The following is a 19359-nucleotide window of genomic DNA, read 5'->3' on the forward strand; positions in this document are numbered from 1 at the left end:
TAACAAATTTTAATAATGTATATTTTAAATGCAGTTTATGTTCATTACAATAATATTTCCCAATGAGTAAATATAATTCCTACCAGACAAATAATCTGCTTCAAAAAATGGATTGCTTGTTTATCATTTTAATTTTTGCGTTACCTTTTATTTCATATCCATTTATTTTAAATTCCAACAAAATTGGAAAAGAACTGTACTTGGTTACAGTGGTTTCTTTATGGGGAGTTTTAAAAACAATAAGCACTTTAAAAAACAAAGTATTCAAGATTTACGCTGTAGATTTAGTGATGCTTTTATTTTTATTATATGTTCTTGTTCATTATTTTCTTTTTTCTTTTTATACTTTTTTATACGACCAATTCTGGGTATTCATATGCTATATTGTGCTTTTTTATTTATTTCGTTGGAGTTATAATAAAAACCAAGAAAAAAAGATTCTTTTTAACAGGACTTTATATCTGATTTGGAGTTATTGTTTTGTCCAGTCTTTAGTGGCATTATTACAAAATTTTGACTTTATAAATTCGGAAAATAAATATTTTAAGGTTCTGGGAACTTTTATAAATCCAAATTTTTTAGGAGTTTATATGGTAATAGGCATACTTGTTTTACTGTATCAAATTCTTATCGTTAAGGAAAAAAGAATAGCTGTCACAGTAACTTTACTATTGAGTGTTTTTTCCATGATATATGTCCTTTATTTGACAGAATCCAGAGCATCATGGATATCATTAATAATCGGTATTTTGGTTCTATTGTTTACTTCTCCAAAAAATATCTCTTTTCTCAGAATAAATAAAAAGAAAACAATAATTTTATTTGTCACTATTAGTATTGCGGTTATGTGCTGCTTGTATTTGTTATATCAATTAAACAAGGATTCAGTTGATGGGAGGACATTGATTAGGAAAATTGCCTTATTGGATATTCAGAAAAGTCCCATTTTTGGAAACGGCATTTTTAATTTTGACGGGGTTTATAATAACTCAAAAGCTTATTATTTTTTAGAAAAGCAACGTCCCTGGAAAGAAGTGAAAGTGGCAGATTATGTTTCTAATGCTTTAAATGATTATATTCAAATCGTATTCGAGATTGGATTGTTAGGTTTTATTTTAATTGGGATGTTATTATTTATGCTGATTTGGAAAATAGAGCTCAACCCCATGACCAGATTTGCTCTTACTATTGTGGCTGCTTTTGCTTTCTTAGGATTGTTTACTTCTGTTTTATATAATCCAACAGCGATGGTTTTTATGGTCTGGGCATTAGCAATGCTATTTGTGCATGGAAACAATAAATTTGAGGTATTTGTTATTTCTAATAAGAGGATAGTGAACATTTTAAAGTGTATTTCTTTATTTACGTTTTTAAGTATTGGAGCTGTATTTGGTTTAAAAACCAAATGTTTACGTGATTTTAAAATGGTTACAGAAGATACAAATCAAAAATTTTACTATAAACTCAGCAATAATGACATGTTTTTGATTAAAGATGATGCATTTGTTGAATTTAAACTTGGATACGAAAAATATACCGATCAAGAGGTACAACAGGGAATTGGTATGATGGAAAACTCTGTAAAAAAATCTAAAATTCCAGATGCAAACATAATATTGGCCAATATTTATACAGCGCAAAAAAATTCTGTAAAGACAGAGCAATTATTACTAACTAATTTAGGTATTGAGCCTTTTAGGTATCAGCCTCGAATAAACCTGTTTCATTTTTATACTCAGACAAATCAAAAGGTAAAAAGTATTAAAACAGCACAGGAAATAATTAGTTTACCTGTAAAAATTAAGTCAGGCAAAGTCAACTTTTATAAACAGGAAGCCAAAGAATATTTGAAAAATGTCCGATAAAATATGGCTACATTTTGATTGATACGGGATTTTGTCCAGAAGTAAATTTTTGAATTTATTCTTTTTTAGTACTTGTTTCTTTTTTAATTAAATGCTGCAAGAGCGGATCGTTCTTAATCCTTTCCAGTTCAACGGACACGATTTCAATAATATCCTTCTTTATTTGTTTGTAGTTAGCCTCAATTTCCGCTTTCATCGTATCTTCACCCTGTTCATTTACAAATGAAAGTATATTTGGGATTTTCTGGTAGGTTTTACTTTCCGCGGCCACTTTCTCATTATCGACCACAATCTCAGCATGGAAGATCTTTTGTTCGATACGCTCCTCAAAGTTATCGGAAACAGCTCCCACAAACATTCCTTGTGTCAGGGTAGATATTTTGGAAGCGGGTATCAGGCTTTCCAACTGTGTGGAAATGGAAGTTGATTTATCATTGCGATTGATGGTCATACTTTGTCGCTGCTGTAATATTTTACCAAAACGTTCCGAAAGGCTTTTTGCTGTTTCTCCAACAACCTGACCGCTGAAAATATTTCCTACTGTATTTTGAATTACCTTACTTTCTTTATCCCCATAATCGCGGGTCAATTGTGAATAATCCTGAAACCCTAAACAAACGGCAACCTTATTGCTTCGTGCAGTGGCTATTAGATTGTCCAGTCCTCGAAAATAGATGGTTGGCAGCTCGTCTATGATTACCGAGCTTTTAAGCTGGCCTTTTTTATTGATGAGTTTCACAATTCTGGAATTGTACAAACCCAATGCAGCGGAATAAATATTCTGCCTGTCAGGATTATTGCCCACACAGAGGATTTTAGGTTCGTTAGGATTATTGATGTCCAATGAAAAATCATCACCGGTCATTACCCAATAAAGACTTGGGGAGATCATACGGGATAATGGTATTTTTGCTGATGCGATCTGACCTTGCAATTGGTCTTGTGCACCTCCCTGCCACGCATCCATAAATGGCGATAAATAATTTTCCAGTTCGGAATATGTCGTCAAAATGGTAAACACATCTGCATACTTTTTATTCAATAATTCAATCGCATGAGGAAAAGTGCAGTATTTCCCGTTATCATAAATCTTTAAAAACCAAATGATGGCCGCCAAAAGGATAATCGGACTTTCAACAAAAAAATCCCCCTGCTTCTGTATCCACGAACGGTTCAGGTTCAGCATAATGGTATAGGCAGACTCATAGGCATCGGATATGTCTGTCATAAAATCAGGATTGATTGGATTGCAACGGTGGCTTTTTCGAGGATCGTCAAAATTAATGACGTAGAATTTGGGCTTTACTTGGTACTTATCCGTATGCTTTAATAAATGATTATAGGCAATGGTAGAGAGATCATCAAACTTAAAATCGTAGATGTACATGGAAAAACCTTTCTCAATCTGTTGTTTGATATAATTGTTTACAATTGCATAGGATTTACCGGAACCCGGAGTGCCTAAGACAATGGTTGCCCGAAACGGATTTACAATATTTATCCAGCCGTTGTGTTGTTTTTTATGGTACCAGAATTTAGTCGGCAGATTGACAGAATACTCATTTTGGATTAGCTCGGTTTCCTGCATGAAACTTTCATTCTCGGTATTAAAGACATCATCCATAAGGCTGTTTTTGAGCAGCCTGCTCATCCATACACCTGCCATCAGCAGGGCAATATATCCCAAACTTAGGGTGAAAATATATAAAAATGTAGCCATTTCAACAGGCAGCCTGAGTAATGGGGTATTGAGAAAGAAAAAAACAAAGCCTATCGTTAGTGCTGTGTAGATTTTGCCCCAGGTAATTTTTTCGTTTTTCACTCCCTTACTGCCCAGACAGCTTAACGCCAGAAGAACCAAAGCAAATAGTTTGGTATACAGCGTATGTGAAAACAGTCCTGCAGTCCGCTGAAAGTTCCCTAATATTTTATCAATAATAGATAATGTCCACCCTTCTTCTTTGAAGAACCCGTAACAAAACCAATAGCAGTGCATCAGTACTAATAAAATACTGACTGCTCTCATAAACTCCATAATCTTGGCTAATCCCCTTAAGTCATCTTCTCCCTGCATAGCTGTTATTTTTTAATTATTTGTTATTGCTTCTTCGCTTTTTCTTTTTCCTGAGACGATCTGCAAAGGCTTGTTCCTCAAAATCTTCTCCCTGAACTTCGGGCAATAATCCGCCTAAACCCTCTATAGTACTAGGACCGTCACCAGCATATGCAGGACTTTCATAATGTAGAAAATCAAATAAATCGTGAACTTTGTCCGTTGGTAAGCTTTCCGATATTGCTGCTTGAGTGGAAATTGTTTGTGGTTCTTCTGCATTTATGATTTCCGGTTTTTGTCCCTCGTTCCACCAATGGTTAAATACATTAGCTGATAATTCTTTTCCCAAACGCGAACCATTCCAGACTGATTTGGAATTGTGGTCTATGAATGTAATGCCATAGATACGTCCTGTTTCATTTCGTCGGACAACAACATTAATCCCTATCCTTGCCAATTGCTTTTTAAAGCCCGTTTCGTGAGTGGCCGACTGCAAGACTGTTTCAATTGCTTTTCTAATTGTAATTCCCGCATCACTTTTTTTAAGAGACGCTGCGGAAACTGTAAAATGATTTTGCAGCTCAATGTAGCCTGCATTTTTTCCAAAAAGAGAGGCTTTGAAAGGATTGCTTGCTTTTTCCCCATTTTCATTTAAGACAAAATAGACCAGCCCATGTTTGGGCTTTCCATTTAACTCTCCACTGACTTCTTCTGCTGTAATATTAAACAGTGATAACAAAGCATTATATTCCCCTAAACTTTGGAACTGATAGGATTTGGGCAGGTATCGTACCACTGAAGCAACATGATCTTTAAGGTCATTACTCTTGTAATCCACTGGGCGAAATACCCTCTGGTTGTATTTGGACTCTTTTTCAGCAACACAGGCTAATTGGTATTTTTGTTCCAACTCACGGCATATATCCATCGAACGTCTACGCTCATAACTATCGGAAATTTTCCGGCCTTGCTCGTCCACGCAAACTGAAACAATATGAATGTGGGTGCGTTCAATGTCGGTATGTTTGAACACTACATAAGGTTGTTCGCCGTATCCCATTTTTTCCATATACTCCTGCGCAATTGCATTAAATTTTTCATCACTGACATTATCCTTTGGATCCGGATTCAGAGAAATATGCAGAACCGTTTTCTCCGTTTTACGATTCGCCAGCAAATAAGGTTCAAAAGAACGCTGCAGCAGGGCAACAGAATATTGACCATCAGGAGTTTCCAGCATCTTATTGGTAAAGAGAATCTCTGCATTTTCCTTCTCGACTTTGAGTTGATTATAGGAAAGTACGCCGGTCAAATTTTGTCCTCTGCCAATTTTAGCTACCATATCACTTGTTGTTTTTACTATATTTTGCTTCAAATTCCCCTGTAAGCTGTATGATTTTTTGACACAATACTGCCATTTCAGCGGTATTTTTTTCGAGTTTATAGAGATAAGCTGCGGCTTTTTTCTCGGAGAAATTGCGATAAAGTAGCTTTACGATTTGATTGTAATTCACTCCAACGCTCCGGAATTGCCCGTAAAAAGTAGTTAACCGCATATAATAATCCATTGTGGCCTTGTCCACTTTTACGGTTTTAATTGTCTTCTGAAAGATACAGGCAGTGATAAAATGAGCCATTACTTTCATTTGTGACTGCTCAAAAAGAGAAAGAAAACGGGCGTTTTCTTGCGCATTTAAGGATATGGAATAACGAAATACAGCGGGATCCGTTTTAGGATTGCGTCCTGATTTCTTTTGTGGTCTGTTAGTATTTTCGGTCATAAAAAATCCATTTATAATTTTATAAAACATCGACTTTGGAGAATGTTTTCCAGCCCCCGGCGGGGCAAGTTGTTTTGAGCAGCGGAATTCATTTCCAGCAGCTCAAAACACAACTTGCTCCTTTCTGGTGAAAGGAAAATCCGCTCTTTCAGGCGGATTAATGTTAGCAGGGAAAAACGGCTTTTGGCCGTTCACTTTCATACCGATATGTCATAATGCTTTTGCATGAGACTTTCTCTAAAAATCATTTTACAAAGTAAAGGGCTCTTTAACAAAGTAATGCAATGTGTTACAATGCCAAAAACTGTCTTTGAATGCCAAGCAATACCGCAGTAATAAAAGCACATAGATATCTCTATTCCTTTGTATAAGAAAGCAAATGCAGGCAGTTTTAGAATTACCTCTGTATTTATCTACAGAGTAACGTAGATACCGAAATTGGAATATACATAAGCTGCTAATCTTGTATAGTAGCATAAGGAAAAGTAGGCCACTGATTACCCACTTACAGATTGGGCTGTATGTACGCAGATGTAATCGAATTAGTATCTCACTATGTGCAGCTCTATCTGAAACGGTACTACTATACCGAGGCAGTTGATTAAGATAATACACATGTAATCAGATACGCAGGCAGAGACAAAACTACTTGTGTACTGTAAAAGAGAGAGAATTACCTGTCCGATTACCTACAGAGATAAATAAGTATCAATAATTTAAAACAGTAAAAAATGAAAACAGAAAACAAACCCGTATTTATTGCCTTTTCTTCCCAAAAGGGAGGTGTTGGCAAAAGCACTTTCACGGCACTTGCTGCCAGTACGCTTCATTATCGTCTGGGTTACAATGTTGCAGTATTCGATGCCGATTTTCCACAACTTAGCTTAATGAAAATGAAAACCCGTGACCTGGCAATGGTAATGGAAAATGAGGTTTTAAAAAGGATAGCATACACGCAGTTTACCACGATAAACAAAAAAGCCTATCCAATTATCCAGCATAAAGCTGAAGGCGTTTTGGAGGCGGCAAATGATTTTTTAGAATCCTCAACAATCCCAATAGACGTGATCTTTTTTGATCTTCCCGGAACGGTAAATACACCAGGTATTTTGAAAGCCTTGGCAGGGATGCATCACATTTTTACCCCCATTACTGCTGATCGTGTAGTAATGGAAAGCACCCTTGTTTTTACACAGTTGATGCGGGATGTCATTATGAAAAAAGGAGAAACGTCCATTAAAAGTATCAACCTTTTTTGGAACCAGGTAGATGGCCGGGAACGCTCCCCTTTATATGGCATCTATAACAAACTTATCAATGATTTGGGATTTAGCCTTATGCAGTGCAGCATCATGAACAGCACACGATTTCGAAAAGAAAGCGAACTCGATACAAAGTCTGTTTTCCGCTCCACTTTAATGCCTCCGGACAAGCACTTGATGAAGGCTTGCCGGTTAGACCAGTTTATGGAAGAATTTTTAAATATTGTTCAATTATAAAGCTATGGAAAAAGAGACTAAGAAAAAAATCACTCCTGAGATCGACGAAGCGCTGATGATGGATATAATGGCCGATGGAGTTAAAAAGGAAGGACTAACGCCTCCAGCAGAAGAGCACAAACCTTTAACAGAACCGCTACTAGAGAAGCCTTTAATAAAGGAGCGCATAAAAATTAAAAGAGGAACTGATACAGATTATGAAGCCATTTTTTTTAAGAAGACCAATACCAATGCCCGAGATGGAAAAACGGTGTACATCCAGCCTGATTTTCATGAAAAATTATCCCGGATTGTTCAGGTTATCGGCGAGGATAAGTTAGCGATCTATGCCTATTTAAACAATGTACTGGAGTATCATTTTCAGGAATTTGGAGAACATATCACCAAAAGCTTTAATGAGAAATACAAACCTATTTTATAAACTAATCATGAAGATAAAAATTAAAATTCACGAAAACCGTAAAGAACAATTTCATAAATTGTTTATGGTCAATCGCTTTCCCTCAGGACGAAGCGGAAAAGTAGTATACCTGCGTCCCGAGTACCATGAGCGTCTGCTGCGCATTGTCCAATTACCGGGAGAAGAAAAAATTACGCTCTATTCATACATTGACAATATTATGGAACATCACTTCAGGGAATTTGGCCAGGACATCACGGATTATTTCAATGAACGCAACAAACCAATTCTTTAGTTATGGAAACAATTATTGTAATATGCCTGCTGGTCATTATTGTCCTGCAGTTACAGGATAAAATTGTTATCAAGAAACGGACAAAGCAAAAGTCATCTCAGGAAAAAGTTAATCCAAAACTTCCCGATATTATGGGGCAGCCTAAACCTATGAGAAGCCTTTTCCAGCCAAAGAGTGCCAATGAACGCCAAAGACCAGATCCGGAAATAAAAACTGATAATTTTGATATTGAAATCGACCTGGAAGATTTCGGCATACAAATTCCGCAGGAAGAGCTGGATGCAGTTTTTGGAAAAGTACCTGATTTTGATGATGAAGAGGAAGAATGGAACAGGTACAGAGACATCGATGGGGATGATAGTTTTGGTTTTGCTATGGGGGTTACCTTTGAAGAACTAACTGCCGTTGGATCGCTGCTTCAGCAAGAAATACTGGAGCCTTCCCAACAAAATAAGGTAGTCAAGATAGTTCAAAAAATACAGGGAACCGAACTTTTCAGCCTGTTAGAAAATTCTGTGGAAAGTGCCTCCCGCAAGATAGCCGAGCTATTGGACGGGAGCCTTTCTTCTGAAACGGATGAAGGATCTTCCACTGTGCGGAAAAATGATTTGGAGGATTTTGATATTGGAGAGTTTGTGTGAATTAGCTATAGGGTCGCTAAATGATATTTTAAGATTGCGGTCTTATCTATTTTGTCAACAATATCAATTAAATATGAGAAATGGTTCAACAGATCCTCAGCTGATAATTGATGTTCTTCGTTAATATTATATTGCCCAGGATAAAATTGCAAAAATTTTTCATCTACTATACCATTTCGGTGAGCATAAAGATGTCGAATTTGTAGTATTTTTTCAATATTGTCTTGCTGGATAGTATCGAGTACATCTAAATCTTTTATTTGTGAATTATCAGCAATAAATCCCTTTACACTTCCTCTTTGTAATTTACTAAGTTTCTTTTTTGCCCAAAAGAGTACAAATTCCTGCATATCCGAACAATCTAGAACTTCTTTAATAGTAACCTGCTGATTTGATTTCAATGATGATGGATTAGCTAAGTATATCTCATACAACAGGTCTGTAAGGTAAATCTCAAAGTTATCTGCACATGATGAAAATAAAATTCTCATTAGAATTTTACCTTCTTGATTAGTTGTTGGTGTTGAAACGGAACTAGGATATAATATATTCCCCACATCATCAGTTATATTTAAAACACCTGAATAATGATCCAAAAATTTTGATTTTGCGCCTGTACTGGATAAACGAAAAGACAATAAGTCATCACTTAATTTTGAGATTGATGGAAGTCTATTGACTTTACTATGTTTTATCTCAGGATTATTGAGGATGATTTTAGTACCTTGCCTAATGTAAATTTTATTTTCAATAGTAATATTAACAGAAGATTTTTCGACTACAATAATATATAACCTTTTATCTTTATGTGATAGATATTTATAATTAACATTAGGCTTAGGAGTTAGTAAATCGATAGCTTTATGCGTTACCCCATTAGCATGAAAATCTTCACTTAATCCTGTTATTTTTATCTCTCCATTAGCCTCATTTACACCTAAGATTATCATTCCACCTTTTGAGTTCGCGAAAGCAGCTATCATCTGGGCAAGACTTCTTGCAGGAGGCAGAACAGCTTTGTACTCAAGACTCTCATTTGCCGGTTTACCTATTATACTGGATAAATCTGTACTGATATTCATAACTAAACAGGGAATTTAACTATTTGAGCTTTCTTTAATAAATGTCCTAATGAAATCATCCTAGGCTTAATCCCATCATCTATCCATAATTCAGAAGGTTCGTAATCTAAAATATCACGTTCGGAACCGTAATAAATTATTACTTCTCCGTTGTATGCAGGTCTTGCAACTATATTTATTGGTTTCCCGTCTTTTAAGATCCCCGCAAGAATGGTAGGTGCTGTAGTGTCATCCAAATCAGTAAGATCGTAGTCATTTAAAGCTTTTAAATATTCAATAATACTTTCTTTAGCTTTTTGGATTAAACTTTGTACGTAAACAAACATATCAGTAGATGGTGTGGATTTATGGGAAAATAATGAAGCTAAATCTTTATCCTTTATCGCATCTTGCCATTCTTCCAAGGACGAAATTCCCATATTTGCCAATATCTCTTGGGTTACAGGTAATAATGAGCCCAGTTCAGGCTGATTATTGCCATTATTGTCTAATAGATCCCTTAGTTGTTGTAAATCATTTACATTATATTGTTTTAATAAAGAATAAATTTCTTTGGCATGTTCTATATTTTCAAATAAACGTGGATTTTCCTCAATTGCCTCTGCCACTTTCGAGAGATGGGCTAAATCTGTTTTACTTCTCATTACTTTATACAAACTATCCTTATCCTCAATCGTATTCATGAATAATTCAGCCCTTTTTCGATATGTTTCGGAAAATAGTTCTTTTCCTTCTTCTGAATTGTTGTCAAACCATTCTGACAAAAGGCTTATAGCTTTTATAAAATCTTGATTTTTAGAACTGAAATTTTTAAGTTTTTCATTTATTTTAGTAGCTATCTCATTTTTCTTTTTTACGGGGTATCGTCCAAAAGTTACTTTGTGATGGATTAGAATTTCGTTCCAGTCTTCCCCTAAAAGTTGTAATATTTCAATTAAATAAGGATCATTAATCTTGTCAATAAAAAGTTCACTTTTAATTAAAAAAACACCATTCTCGTTAGGTATTATAGCACTCTTTTCAAGTAAAGGAAGGTTGGCTTCATCACTTATGATAAAACTCCCAACTTCATTAAACCATTTAAACGTTTCATTTTCATCATTTTCAAAATATTCTGATAATTTGTTTATTGATTTACAGTTTGCAATATCTTTAATCAATTCAGCAAAGGTAATTTTACTAATATCATCCCAAATTATTTCGATCCATTCATGCAGATTATCTTTTTTACAAACTACTTGTGGAAAAAGATCTGATGTATATTTCCAAAGCTTTTCCTTTGTATCTTTTGCATATGATTTTAAAGGGAACCAAAGTTCATTCAGCTTACCATTGCTTCCGTTTTCTAATTCAACAATCGTTTTTGTAAGTAAAAATTTTCTCAAAGGTATCTGAATATCCTTAGAATACCATTCTGCATCAAAATATTTTTCATCAGTTGAAGGGAGCTTTGTTTTAGCAATATTATAAACATTTTTAAACGATTTGTTTTCTAGGTCACAAATCATCTGATTATATAATACTAGAGCTTGTTGTAGTAAATACTTATTTTCTATAACTTCATGATCGTTGTCTCCCATTAGCCAAATACAATCCCTTTCCGTTTGGGGATTAAAATAAAAACTATTAACTACTATTGGAAAATGAAAATTTTCAGTACCAATTAAAGGAAAATCGCAAAACAATTTCGGTATATCATTTAAACTTAAAACTTCAAAAACATCTTCTTTTTTTCTTACTCTTGCGGCGATCGATACAGTTCCATTTGTTGCGAATAATAATCTTACTATTGTTGCTTTACCGTTTTTAATTTTAATTATTTTTTTGAAACCATCCACTATGCTTGAATCATTTTGGAATACAATTGATTCATCTCTTACATTATCAATTATTTCTACAGAATATATTTCTGGTATAAATGATAAAACGTAAGGTACTAATGATATAAACTCATCAACTCCAATTTGCGCAATGTCTTTTTGATCGTCTGAGTCTAAAGTGTAAGTAAATGAGGTGTTGTATTCATCTTCATCATACTCTTCAATTTCATTGTTTACAGTAGAAGCATGAAAACCTTTCCAAGCATTCTCAATTTTAGGTATCAACGCAGGAGTAGTTTTTCCATTCCTGTCTAATGGGAAGCCAAACTGGAAAAAGTCACCTCCAGTGGTCTCAACTATTCCTTTGATATAGACTTCTTTTGAAAGTAAGTGTGTAGTGAGGAATCCCGTACCAAACCTACCAGTTCGAGTGCTAACTTCACCTTCATCAACTTCCTTAGAGGATATTTGGTTTATGAGTCCTCTAATATCTTTTTCGGTGAAATGATTGCCGTTGTGAGAAAATTCAATTTTATTATGATCGTAAATAATCTGAACAGAAACCTTTCTTCCTGTCTCAGCTATACTATCTTTTGCATTTTGCAATAACTCCCAAGCCCACCGGCCATAATTATTCTGTACCGTTTTTTCTAAATCATGGAGCCTTTTAATTATTTTATCTGCAATAGATCTATTACCATCTTCTTTACGTCCTTCTTCAATTGATTTAATCATAAGTTTTTAGTTACTTTTCTTCTTCATAATAAATTTTGTAATATTTCCTTCCATCTTTCTCAATTCCTTTCTCAATGAGATTTTTATCTCCATGAATATAAATGTCAAAATTTCTGTCGAGTTTCAGAACACTTTTGAAAACTCGTGATTGTTTTTTTACTGCTTGTGTTGAGATTTCAAAGCTATCTGCCAATTCTACCTCATTTTCTTGCCTGTAATTTTGGTCAAACTTTCTGAATGATTCAATTACATTATCATCTCCAAAAACTTCTTTTTCAAACTCTTGTTTGTCAAATGTTTCATTTTTTTTGAAGTAGTCAACAGAGCGATTTAAAAAATCAATTTTATCAGCCTTAGTTAATTCCAAATTTTCATCTATATGTTTTGTGACAAACTGCTTTGCAATTCCTAAAAATTGATTGGTTTGATGAAATTCGTTTTTGATAATACTAATATTTAAGAACTCATCTTTCCAATATTGTGCTTCGTTTGATTTACTTGCATTGTCTATAATAACAATTTTATATCCACTTTCGCTATCTGTATTAAAGATCAAACACCCCTTATCCATGCTTTTTAAATCAAACCCAATTTCGTGTATAATACTGTAATTTGTTTTTTGTTTTTTCATTTGAATAAATGGAGAAGAGGTTTCAGATTTGAAAATGCCAAGAACATTTACAACTTCATCTTCAATTATAACATTTTTAAATAACGATATATTTAGTTGCCCTTCTTTTATTTTAGGATGCATCGATTGTTCATAAAGTAACTTTGCAATATTTTGAGAATCAAGAGTAAATGAGTCTTGCTTTGAAAAAATATTTTTAGTTAAAGTAAACACTTCATTCATTTCAAGATTTACTGCATGAGTAAACTTATAAAACTCTTCTGTTTTTAAAAGCGAAAAAAAGTATTTCAAAAGATAGTTTTTGGTATCAGAATCTAATATAGATTCCTCGTCGGAAAGACTATATTTTTCATCTCTTAGTTTATTTCCTACCTGATGAGTTATAATTTTATCTATTTCTACTTGGGTAAAATCTATTTTATTCATCTTATGGTGTATGTTGTTTAGAAATTGATTGAGATTTCAACCAGTTGTATTTCTCCATCTTGAATTTTTCAAATTCTTGTAATAAAAACAGCCTAACTTTATCTTTACTTGCTCCTCTGTATTCATCTTTAAGATTGACGGTTGATACATCAATTGAAAATTCAATGTTGCTAAGTCTCTTTTTAAAATAACCATTGAATCCAAATTGGACCACACAGCTTCCCTCGGCAGCGTGATAAGAAAAGTTATACAAGGCTTCAACAGATGCCAATTCTATATATTTATGATTTTCATTTTCTTTAATTAAATAATGTTCATGTAATGTTTCACCATTTATTTTTAGAGTATTTACTTTTCCTGTCATCAGCTTAGCAATTTCAATTGGCATTTCCATGGTCCTGTCTGGTGCCATATCCAGATCGGTTGCCCTTTGAAATTCAAAAATTTCAGAACTATCAGTCAAACTTAAGAAAAATTTCATCCTTTCTTCATTGGTGAAATTACTGTATAAAATTCTTTCTACTTCCGTATTTGGTTTAGTATATTTTTTGTTTTTAAAGTCATTAACTAAATGTTTAACACCCAAATCTGCAATTGAAAGGGTTTCTGGAGAAGTATAAAGCATTCGTAAATACACTTTATCATTTTCTTGAACTTTTTCAATTATTATTTCTCCTTCGTATTCATTTTTGGTGCGATACCAACCTGAATTATAATTATTTGTCTGACATCTAAACTGCATTTTTACCTTGTTAGGATTACCCTCAACCATGGCAAAGTTCGTTTGTGATATTATTGTTTGTCTTGAATCTGCATCTTTTAAGATTTTATTTAAATCAATCTTATCAGGAACAATCTTTATTAATTCTTCAGTATTATGCCAAGCTAATGGTCTTGAAGTTATTTTCTGATTCAACTCCTTTCCTCTAATATTTTCTTTGATATATTCAAATTCACTGGGTGAAAGAATTGTAGATAATAGAATTGGATATGTATCATTATTCTTTGAATCCTCTAAATAAATACCTCTAAGTCGAAGTAAATATTTTAACTTCGTATCTGATAATGATGGATGGTTCAAAACGTCTTGAAGGGTTGCTCCGAAAGGAATATGCTTATTTACTTCTAATTTTTCCATAGTATTATCGTAAAATTGGGTTATTATAATTAACAACTTCTAATTGAGAGGTAAAAGAAGCATCATTGAAGATTTGCTTAATATTATTTACAGTAGGTAAATGCTCAGTTTCTGAGTAGTTAGGAAAACTAATTACTGTTGATCCTTGTGAATTACATCCAATATTTTTGGCTATCCCCATATATTTCATCAAATCATCTCTATCAAAATTTTCTATTGCATTAATTATGATAGTTGTTTCATTATCTTTTGATGCTCTTAGGGGTAAAATGCTGGAATTAATGTATTGGACAGGCATAATTTTTCCATTCCTTGGATTTCTGTCATCATTATTCAATCCATTATTAAAATAGATGAAATCTATATCATGATAACGATATTTTAATTGGGCAAAACAAATTGAATCATATATAAATTCAATTCGCTTATTATCTACTAAAAAAATTCCATCATGATTAACACCTGTATTTAATTCAATCCTTGATAAGCGGCTTATTAAATCGTTTTCGCCTGTTCCGGAGTTATTAAGCCAAAAAAGAATTCCTCTATCGAAATGTGTATCAATGTTTTGATGAAGATTAATGGTGTATTGCTTTAGTTCTGATTTTTTAAAAGATTCAATTGCCTTAGCTAATTCAAGATAACGATCTTTAAATTGTGTGGTAATTTGTGATATAGGGTAAGGATCAGTACTATATTTTGAAGAGTAGATTACATTTTCAATGGTGCTACTGACCATTGGATTAATATAATGGAAATATCCATCAATACCATTTGTTCTTTTTCTGAAATCAGTATCAATACTTTCAATATCATCATTTCTCAAAGGATTTTTCCATCCAATCAGGTTTAAAAAATCTACTACAACATTTTCCCCAACCTCACCTATACGTTTTGAATATTCACCCATAAAATTTAATTAATTGAAGCTAAGCTTCTTTATTTTTTTAGACTTTTTTTTAATCACTAGATTATATTTTTATAATTTTTGCCTTAGTATTCTTTGTTTTAAGTTCTAAGTAATTAAACGACTAATATAAAAAAATTCTTGTTATAACTTCCACTTGCGGTCAAATAATTCCACTGACTGCCAGTTTATGATTACGCTTTGATTTCCATAACATCTTTGTTTTCAAATCCCGCAGGATGCGGGAAAAGAACAACAATTTAATCTGTTTTAATCATGGAAAAACAAAGAAAAAAAGTTTTGCTGGCAGGCCTGGCAATACTGTCAGGAATTAGTGCATCCGCACAGGGAAATGGTACTGCAGGTATCAATGAGGCGACCCAGATGGTCACCTCTTATTTCGATCCCGCCACTCAGCTCATCTACGCTATCGGTGCTGTCGTTGGATTAATCGGCGGTGTTAAGGTATATAACAAATTCAGCAGCGGTGATCCCGATACCAGTAAAACGGCCGCAAGCTGGTTTGGCGCGTGTATCTTCCTTATTGTAGCTGCTACGATTCTTCGTTCTTTCTTCCTTTAAAAACTGATATATGAACAATTACACTATCAATAAAGGGATTGGAAGTACAGTAGAATTTAAAGGACTCAAAGCGCAGTATCTATTCATTTTTGCAGGCGGTCTGCTAGGTATTCTTGTCCTGGTGATGATCCTGTATATCATTGGGATCAGTTCTTATATCTGTTTAGGGCTTGGTATTGGCGGCGCATCACTTATTATCTGGAAGACCTTTTCCCTGAATAATAAGTATGGAGAACATGGGCTAATGAAAGTGGGCGCAAAAAAAAGACACCCACGATACATTATTTGTCGCAAGCCCATCTACCGCTATGTTTCATCAGTAAAAACCAAACAGCTATGAGAAATACCTCAAAAGCCGCCACATTGGAAAATAAATTTCCTTTACTGGCAGTAGAAAACCATTGTATCCTTTCTAAGGATGCTGATATAACGGCATGTTTTCAGGTGCATTTACCCGAGCTGTTCACTGTAGCTTCTGCGGAATATGAAGCCATTCACTCCGCCTGGCATAAAGCAATTAAAACACTGCCAGATTTTACAGTGGTACACAAGCAGGATTGGTTTATTAAAGAAGACTATGCTCCAAAAATGGATCAGGAAGAAGTAAGTTTTTTAGGGAAATCCTATCAGCAGCATTTTAATGAACGCCCATTTTTGAATCATTACTGTTATCTCTTTTTGACCAAAACCACTAAAGAAAGAATGCGCACCCAGAGTAATTTCTCTTCCTTATGCAAGGGCACTTTAATACCAAAAGAAATTCGCGATAAAGAAACCATTCATCGTTTTATGGAAGCCGTATCACAATTTGAAAGAATTCTTAACGATTCGGGATTTGTAAAACTTACAAGGCTGAGCGAAGAAGAAATAGTCGGGACAGATGAAAAGCAGGGATTACTTGAGCAATATTTCACCCTCTCACGAGAATCCGGGACACCGATGCAGGACATTGTCCTGGGGACTGAAGAAGTACGCATCGGTAACAAAAGACTATGCCTGCACACCTTGTCCGACACAGATGATCTGCCCGGTACAGTATCGGCAGATACCCGTTACGAAAAGCTTTCCACAGACCGAAGCGACTGCCGATTGTCGTTTGCTGCTCCGGTAGGATTGTTATTGAACTGCAATCATATCTACAACCAATACTTGTTTCTGGATAACAGTGATGAGAACCTTAGAAAATTTGAGAAGTCTGCAAGGAATATGCATTCCCTGGCACGCTACAGCCGAAGCAACCAGATAAACAAAGAGTGGATTGAGCGTTACCTGAACGAGGCACATTCCTTCGGACTTTCTTCAATAAGAGCCCATTTCAATGTGATGGCATGGTCGGATGACCCCAGCGAATTAAAACAAGTAAGGAACGATACCGGGAGTGCACTTGCACTCATGGAATGTAAACCAAGACACAACACTACCGATACAACAACCTTGTACTGGGCTGGTATTCCTGGCAATTCCGGTGATTTTCCAAGTGAGGAAAGTTTTTATACTTTCATCGAGCCTGCTTTATGCTTTTTTACAGAAGAAACCAATTATCAAAATTCACTATCGCCTTTCGGAATCAAAATGTCAGATCGTCTGACCGGAAATCCCATCCATCTGGATATTTCCGACCTACCGATGAAAAAAGGAATTATTACCAACCGTAACAAATTCATATTGGGCCCTTCAGGAAGCGGGAAATCTTTCTTTACCAACCACATGGTACGGCAGTATTACGAACAGGGAGCCCACGTGCTTTTGGTAGATACCGGAAACAGTTATCAGGGATTATGTGAACTTATCAAAAGTAAAACCAAAGCAGAAGACGGCGTGTACTTTACTTATACCGAGGACAATCCGATTGCCTTTAATCCTTTCTATACCGATGACGGGGTATTTGATATTGAAAAACGAGAAAGTATCAAAACCCTGATACAGACGCTTTGGAAAAGAGATGATGAACCGCCAACCCGCTCGGAAGAGGTAGCACTTTCCAATGCTGTAAGCGGTTATATCGAGCGAATCAAACAGGAAAATACAAAACCTTCATTCAATGGTTTTTATGATTATGTACGCACTGATTACCGCAAAGTATTGGAAGAAAAACAGGTCAGGGAAAAAGATTTTGATATTGCAAATTTTCTCAATGTACTGGAGCCTTACTACAAAGGCGGTGAATACGATTACCTGCTGAATTCAGAACAACAGCTGGATTTATTATCCAAACGCTTTATCGTATTTGAGATAGATGCCATCAAAGATCACAAAATCCTTTTCCCGATCGTAACGATTATCATTATGGAGGTTTTTATCAATAAAATGAGAAGGCTCAAAGGTATCCGAAAGCTTATCCTGATTGAAGAGGCCTGGAAAGCGATAGCCAAAGAAGGTATGGCAGAATATATCCGCTATTTATTTAAGACTGTGCGTAAATTTTTTGGAGAAGCCATTGTAGTGACTCAGGAAGTCGATGATATCATCCAGTCACCGATTGTCAAGGAAAGTATTATCAACAATTCCGACTGTAAGATCCTGCTGGACCAGCGCAAGTACATGAACAAGTTTGATGATATACAGGCCATGCTGGGTCTGACCGACAAGGAAAAAGCGCAGGTATTGTCCATCAACATGAACAATGACCCTTCGCGATTGTACAAAGAGGTCTGGATTGGACTGGGTGGAACACATTCTGCTGTATATGCCACCGAAGTAAGCCTTTGTGAATATCTCGCATATACCACTGAGGAAACCGAAAAACTCGAAGTGATGCAGCTTGCCCAAGAGCTGGGCGGCAATGTCGAACAAGCCATTAAGCGAATTGCCATCAGGCGGCGTGATCAGGCAAATCAATAATAATTACTAATTTAAAAATCGAACAACAATGAAAAAATTAATGTTTTTGGTGTATACGGCGCTTATCCTTGCCGCAGCACCTTCCGTAAAAGCTCAATTTGTAGTTACCGATCCGGCAAATCTGGCCTCAGGTATTCTCAACAGCGCCAATGAAATAGTACAGACCTCTAACACGGTATCCAATGTCGTCAAAAATTTCAAGGAAGTAGAAAAGGTATACAAGCAGGGCAAAGAATATTACGACAAACTCCAAGCGGTAAACAATCTGGTGAAAGATGCGCGCAAAGTGCAGCAGACCGTTCTGCTGGTGGGCGATGTATCGGAAATGTATGTAAAGAATTTTGGCAAAATGATGAATGACCCCAATTTTTCTGCCCAGGAATTGACTGCTATTGCCAATGGCTATTCGGCACTTCTGGGAGAGAGTACCGAGCTGCTGAAAGAACTCAAACAGATTGTAAATTCCTCCAGCCTGTCACTTAATGACAAAGAGCGCATGGATATCATTGACCGTGTGTACAAAGAAGTCAAAGAATACCACAGCCTGGTGCGCTACTATACCAATAAGAATATCTCGGTAAGCATTCTAAGGGCGAAAAAGCAGCACAATACCAAAAGAGTGCTGGAACTCTATGGAACACCAAACCAAAAATACTGGTAAGC

Annotated in this window: 17 protein-coding genes; 9 read left to right on the plus strand and 8 right to left on the minus strand. The window is 35.2% G+C overall.

Annotated elements, in window-relative coordinates; translation table 11 throughout:
* Window positions 1-686 precede the first annotated feature (686 nt).
* Window positions 687-1865, plus strand: coding sequence for an O-antigen ligase family protein (locus FLACHUCJ7_RS05105; protein ID WP_230408802.1), 1179 nt, complete (start codon window positions 687-689; stop codon window positions 1863-1865).
* 55 nt (window positions 1866-1920) lie between these two features.
* Here the strand turns inward: FLACHUCJ7_RS05105 and mobC are convergent, their stop codons facing one another.
* Genes mobC through mobA form a run of 3 tightly spaced genes read right to left on the minus strand, consistent with a single transcriptional unit; the run spans window position 1921 to window position 5699 of the window.
* Window positions 1921-3939, minus strand: coding sequence for a conjugal transfer protein MobC (gene mobC, locus FLACHUCJ7_RS05110; RefSeq protein ID WP_180908134.1), 2019 nt, complete (start codon window positions 3937-3939; stop codon window positions 1921-1923).
* Between the two features lie 16 nt (window positions 3940-3955).
* The gene (gene mobB, locus FLACHUCJ7_RS05115) at window positions 3956-5260 is read right to left on the minus strand and encodes a conjugal transfer protein MobB (protein ID WP_180908135.1); all 1305 of its coding nucleotides are present in this window, start codon (window positions 5258-5260) and stop codon (window positions 3956-3958) included.
* Between the two features lies 1 nt (window position 5261).
* Window positions 5262-5699, minus strand: a complete 438-nt coding sequence (mobA, locus tag FLACHUCJ7_RS05120; protein WP_180908136.1) for a conjugal transfer protein MobA — start codon at window positions 5697-5699, stop codon at window positions 5262-5264.
* 731 nt (window positions 5700-6430) lie between these two features.
* Here mobA and FLACHUCJ7_RS05125 point away from each other — a divergent pair.
* Genes FLACHUCJ7_RS05125 through FLACHUCJ7_RS05140 form a run of 4 tightly spaced genes read left to right on the plus strand, consistent with a single transcriptional unit; the run spans window position 6431 to window position 8534 of the window.
* Window positions 6431-7198: a ParA family protein gene (locus FLACHUCJ7_RS05125; RefSeq protein WP_180908137.1), complete on the plus strand. Its 768-nt coding sequence runs from the start codon at window positions 6431-6433 to the stop codon at window positions 7196-7198.
* A gap of 4 nt (window positions 7199-7202) precedes the next feature.
* Window positions 7203-7619: a DUF3408 domain-containing protein gene (locus tag FLACHUCJ7_RS05130; protein WP_180908138.1), complete on the plus strand. Its 417-nt coding sequence runs from the start codon at window positions 7203-7205 to the stop codon at window positions 7617-7619.
* The gene (locus FLACHUCJ7_RS05135) at window positions 7594-7893 is read left to right on the plus strand and encodes a DUF3408 domain-containing protein (protein ID WP_230408795.1); all 300 of its coding nucleotides are present in this window, start codon (window positions 7594-7596) and stop codon (window positions 7891-7893) included. Before FLACHUCJ7_RS05130 ends, FLACHUCJ7_RS05135 begins: the two co-directional genes overlap by 26 nt.
* A gap of 2 nt (window positions 7894-7895) precedes the next feature.
* Window positions 7896-8534, plus strand: coding sequence for a conjugal transfer protein TraD (locus FLACHUCJ7_RS05140; protein ID WP_180908140.1), 639 nt, complete (start codon window positions 7896-7898; stop codon window positions 8532-8534).
* Window positions 8535-8539: 5 nt separating this feature from the next.
* On the opposite strand, the gene FLACHUCJ7_RS05145 is transcribed toward FLACHUCJ7_RS05140, so the two are convergent.
* The 5 genes from FLACHUCJ7_RS05145 to gapS4a are packed head-to-tail and all read right to left on the minus strand — an operon-like array spanning window position 8540 to window position 15276.
* Window positions 8540-9616, minus strand: a complete 1077-nt coding sequence (locus FLACHUCJ7_RS05145) for an AlbA family DNA-binding domain-containing protein (RefSeq protein WP_180908141.1) — start codon at window positions 9614-9616, stop codon at window positions 8540-8542.
* Window positions 9617-9618: 2 nt separating this feature from the next.
* Complete coding sequence (locus FLACHUCJ7_RS05150; protein ID WP_180908142.1) at window positions 9619-12171, minus strand: sacsin N-terminal ATP-binding-like domain-containing protein; 2553 nt, start codon at window positions 12169-12171, stop codon at window positions 9619-9621.
* A gap of 10 nt (window positions 12172-12181) precedes the next feature.
* Complete coding sequence (locus tag FLACHUCJ7_RS05155; RefSeq protein ID WP_180908143.1) at window positions 12182-13228, minus strand: nucleoid-associated protein; 1047 nt, start codon at window positions 13226-13228, stop codon at window positions 12182-12184.
* Between the two features lies 1 nt (window position 13229).
* Entirely contained in the window at window positions 13230-14366 is a 1137-nt protein-coding gene (gene gapS4b / locus FLACHUCJ7_RS05160) for a GapS4b family protein (RefSeq protein ID WP_180908144.1), read from the minus strand.
* Window positions 14367-14370: 4 nt separating this feature from the next.
* On the minus strand, window positions 14371-15276 hold the full coding sequence (gene gapS4a / locus FLACHUCJ7_RS05165) for a GapS4a family protein (RefSeq protein WP_180908145.1): 906 nt from the start codon (window positions 15274-15276) through the stop codon (window positions 14371-14373).
* Window positions 15277-15549: 273 nt separating this feature from the next.
* Between gapS4a and FLACHUCJ7_RS05170 the strand changes: the two genes are divergently transcribed.
* Genes FLACHUCJ7_RS05170 through FLACHUCJ7_RS05185 form a run of 4 tightly spaced genes read left to right on the plus strand, consistent with a single transcriptional unit; the run spans window position 15550 to window position 19357 of the window.
* Window positions 15550-15855, plus strand: a complete 306-nt coding sequence (locus FLACHUCJ7_RS05170; protein ID WP_180908146.1) for a DUF4134 domain-containing protein — start codon at window positions 15550-15552, stop codon at window positions 15853-15855.
* 10 nt (window positions 15856-15865) lie between these two features.
* Complete coding sequence (locus FLACHUCJ7_RS05175; protein ID WP_180908147.1) at window positions 15866-16195, plus strand: DUF4133 domain-containing protein; 330 nt, start codon at window positions 15866-15868, stop codon at window positions 16193-16195.
* Window positions 16192-18696 (plus strand): TraG family conjugative transposon ATPase, encoded by a 2505-nt coding sequence (locus tag FLACHUCJ7_RS05180; RefSeq protein WP_180908148.1) that lies wholly within the window; start codon window positions 16192-16194, stop codon window positions 18694-18696. The genes FLACHUCJ7_RS05175 and FLACHUCJ7_RS05180 overlap by 4 nt, the downstream gene beginning before the upstream one ends.
* Window positions 18697-18724: 28 nt before the next feature.
* The gene (locus FLACHUCJ7_RS05185) at window positions 18725-19357 is read left to right on the plus strand and encodes a DUF4141 domain-containing protein (protein ID WP_180908149.1); all 633 of its coding nucleotides are present in this window, start codon (window positions 18725-18727) and stop codon (window positions 19355-19357) included.
* Window positions 19358-19359 lie beyond the last annotated feature (2 nt).

Source organism: Flavobacterium salmonis (genome assembly GCF_903819435.1).
Lineage (GTDB): Bacteria > Bacteroidota > Bacteroidia > Flavobacteriales > Flavobacteriaceae > Flavobacterium > Flavobacterium chungangense.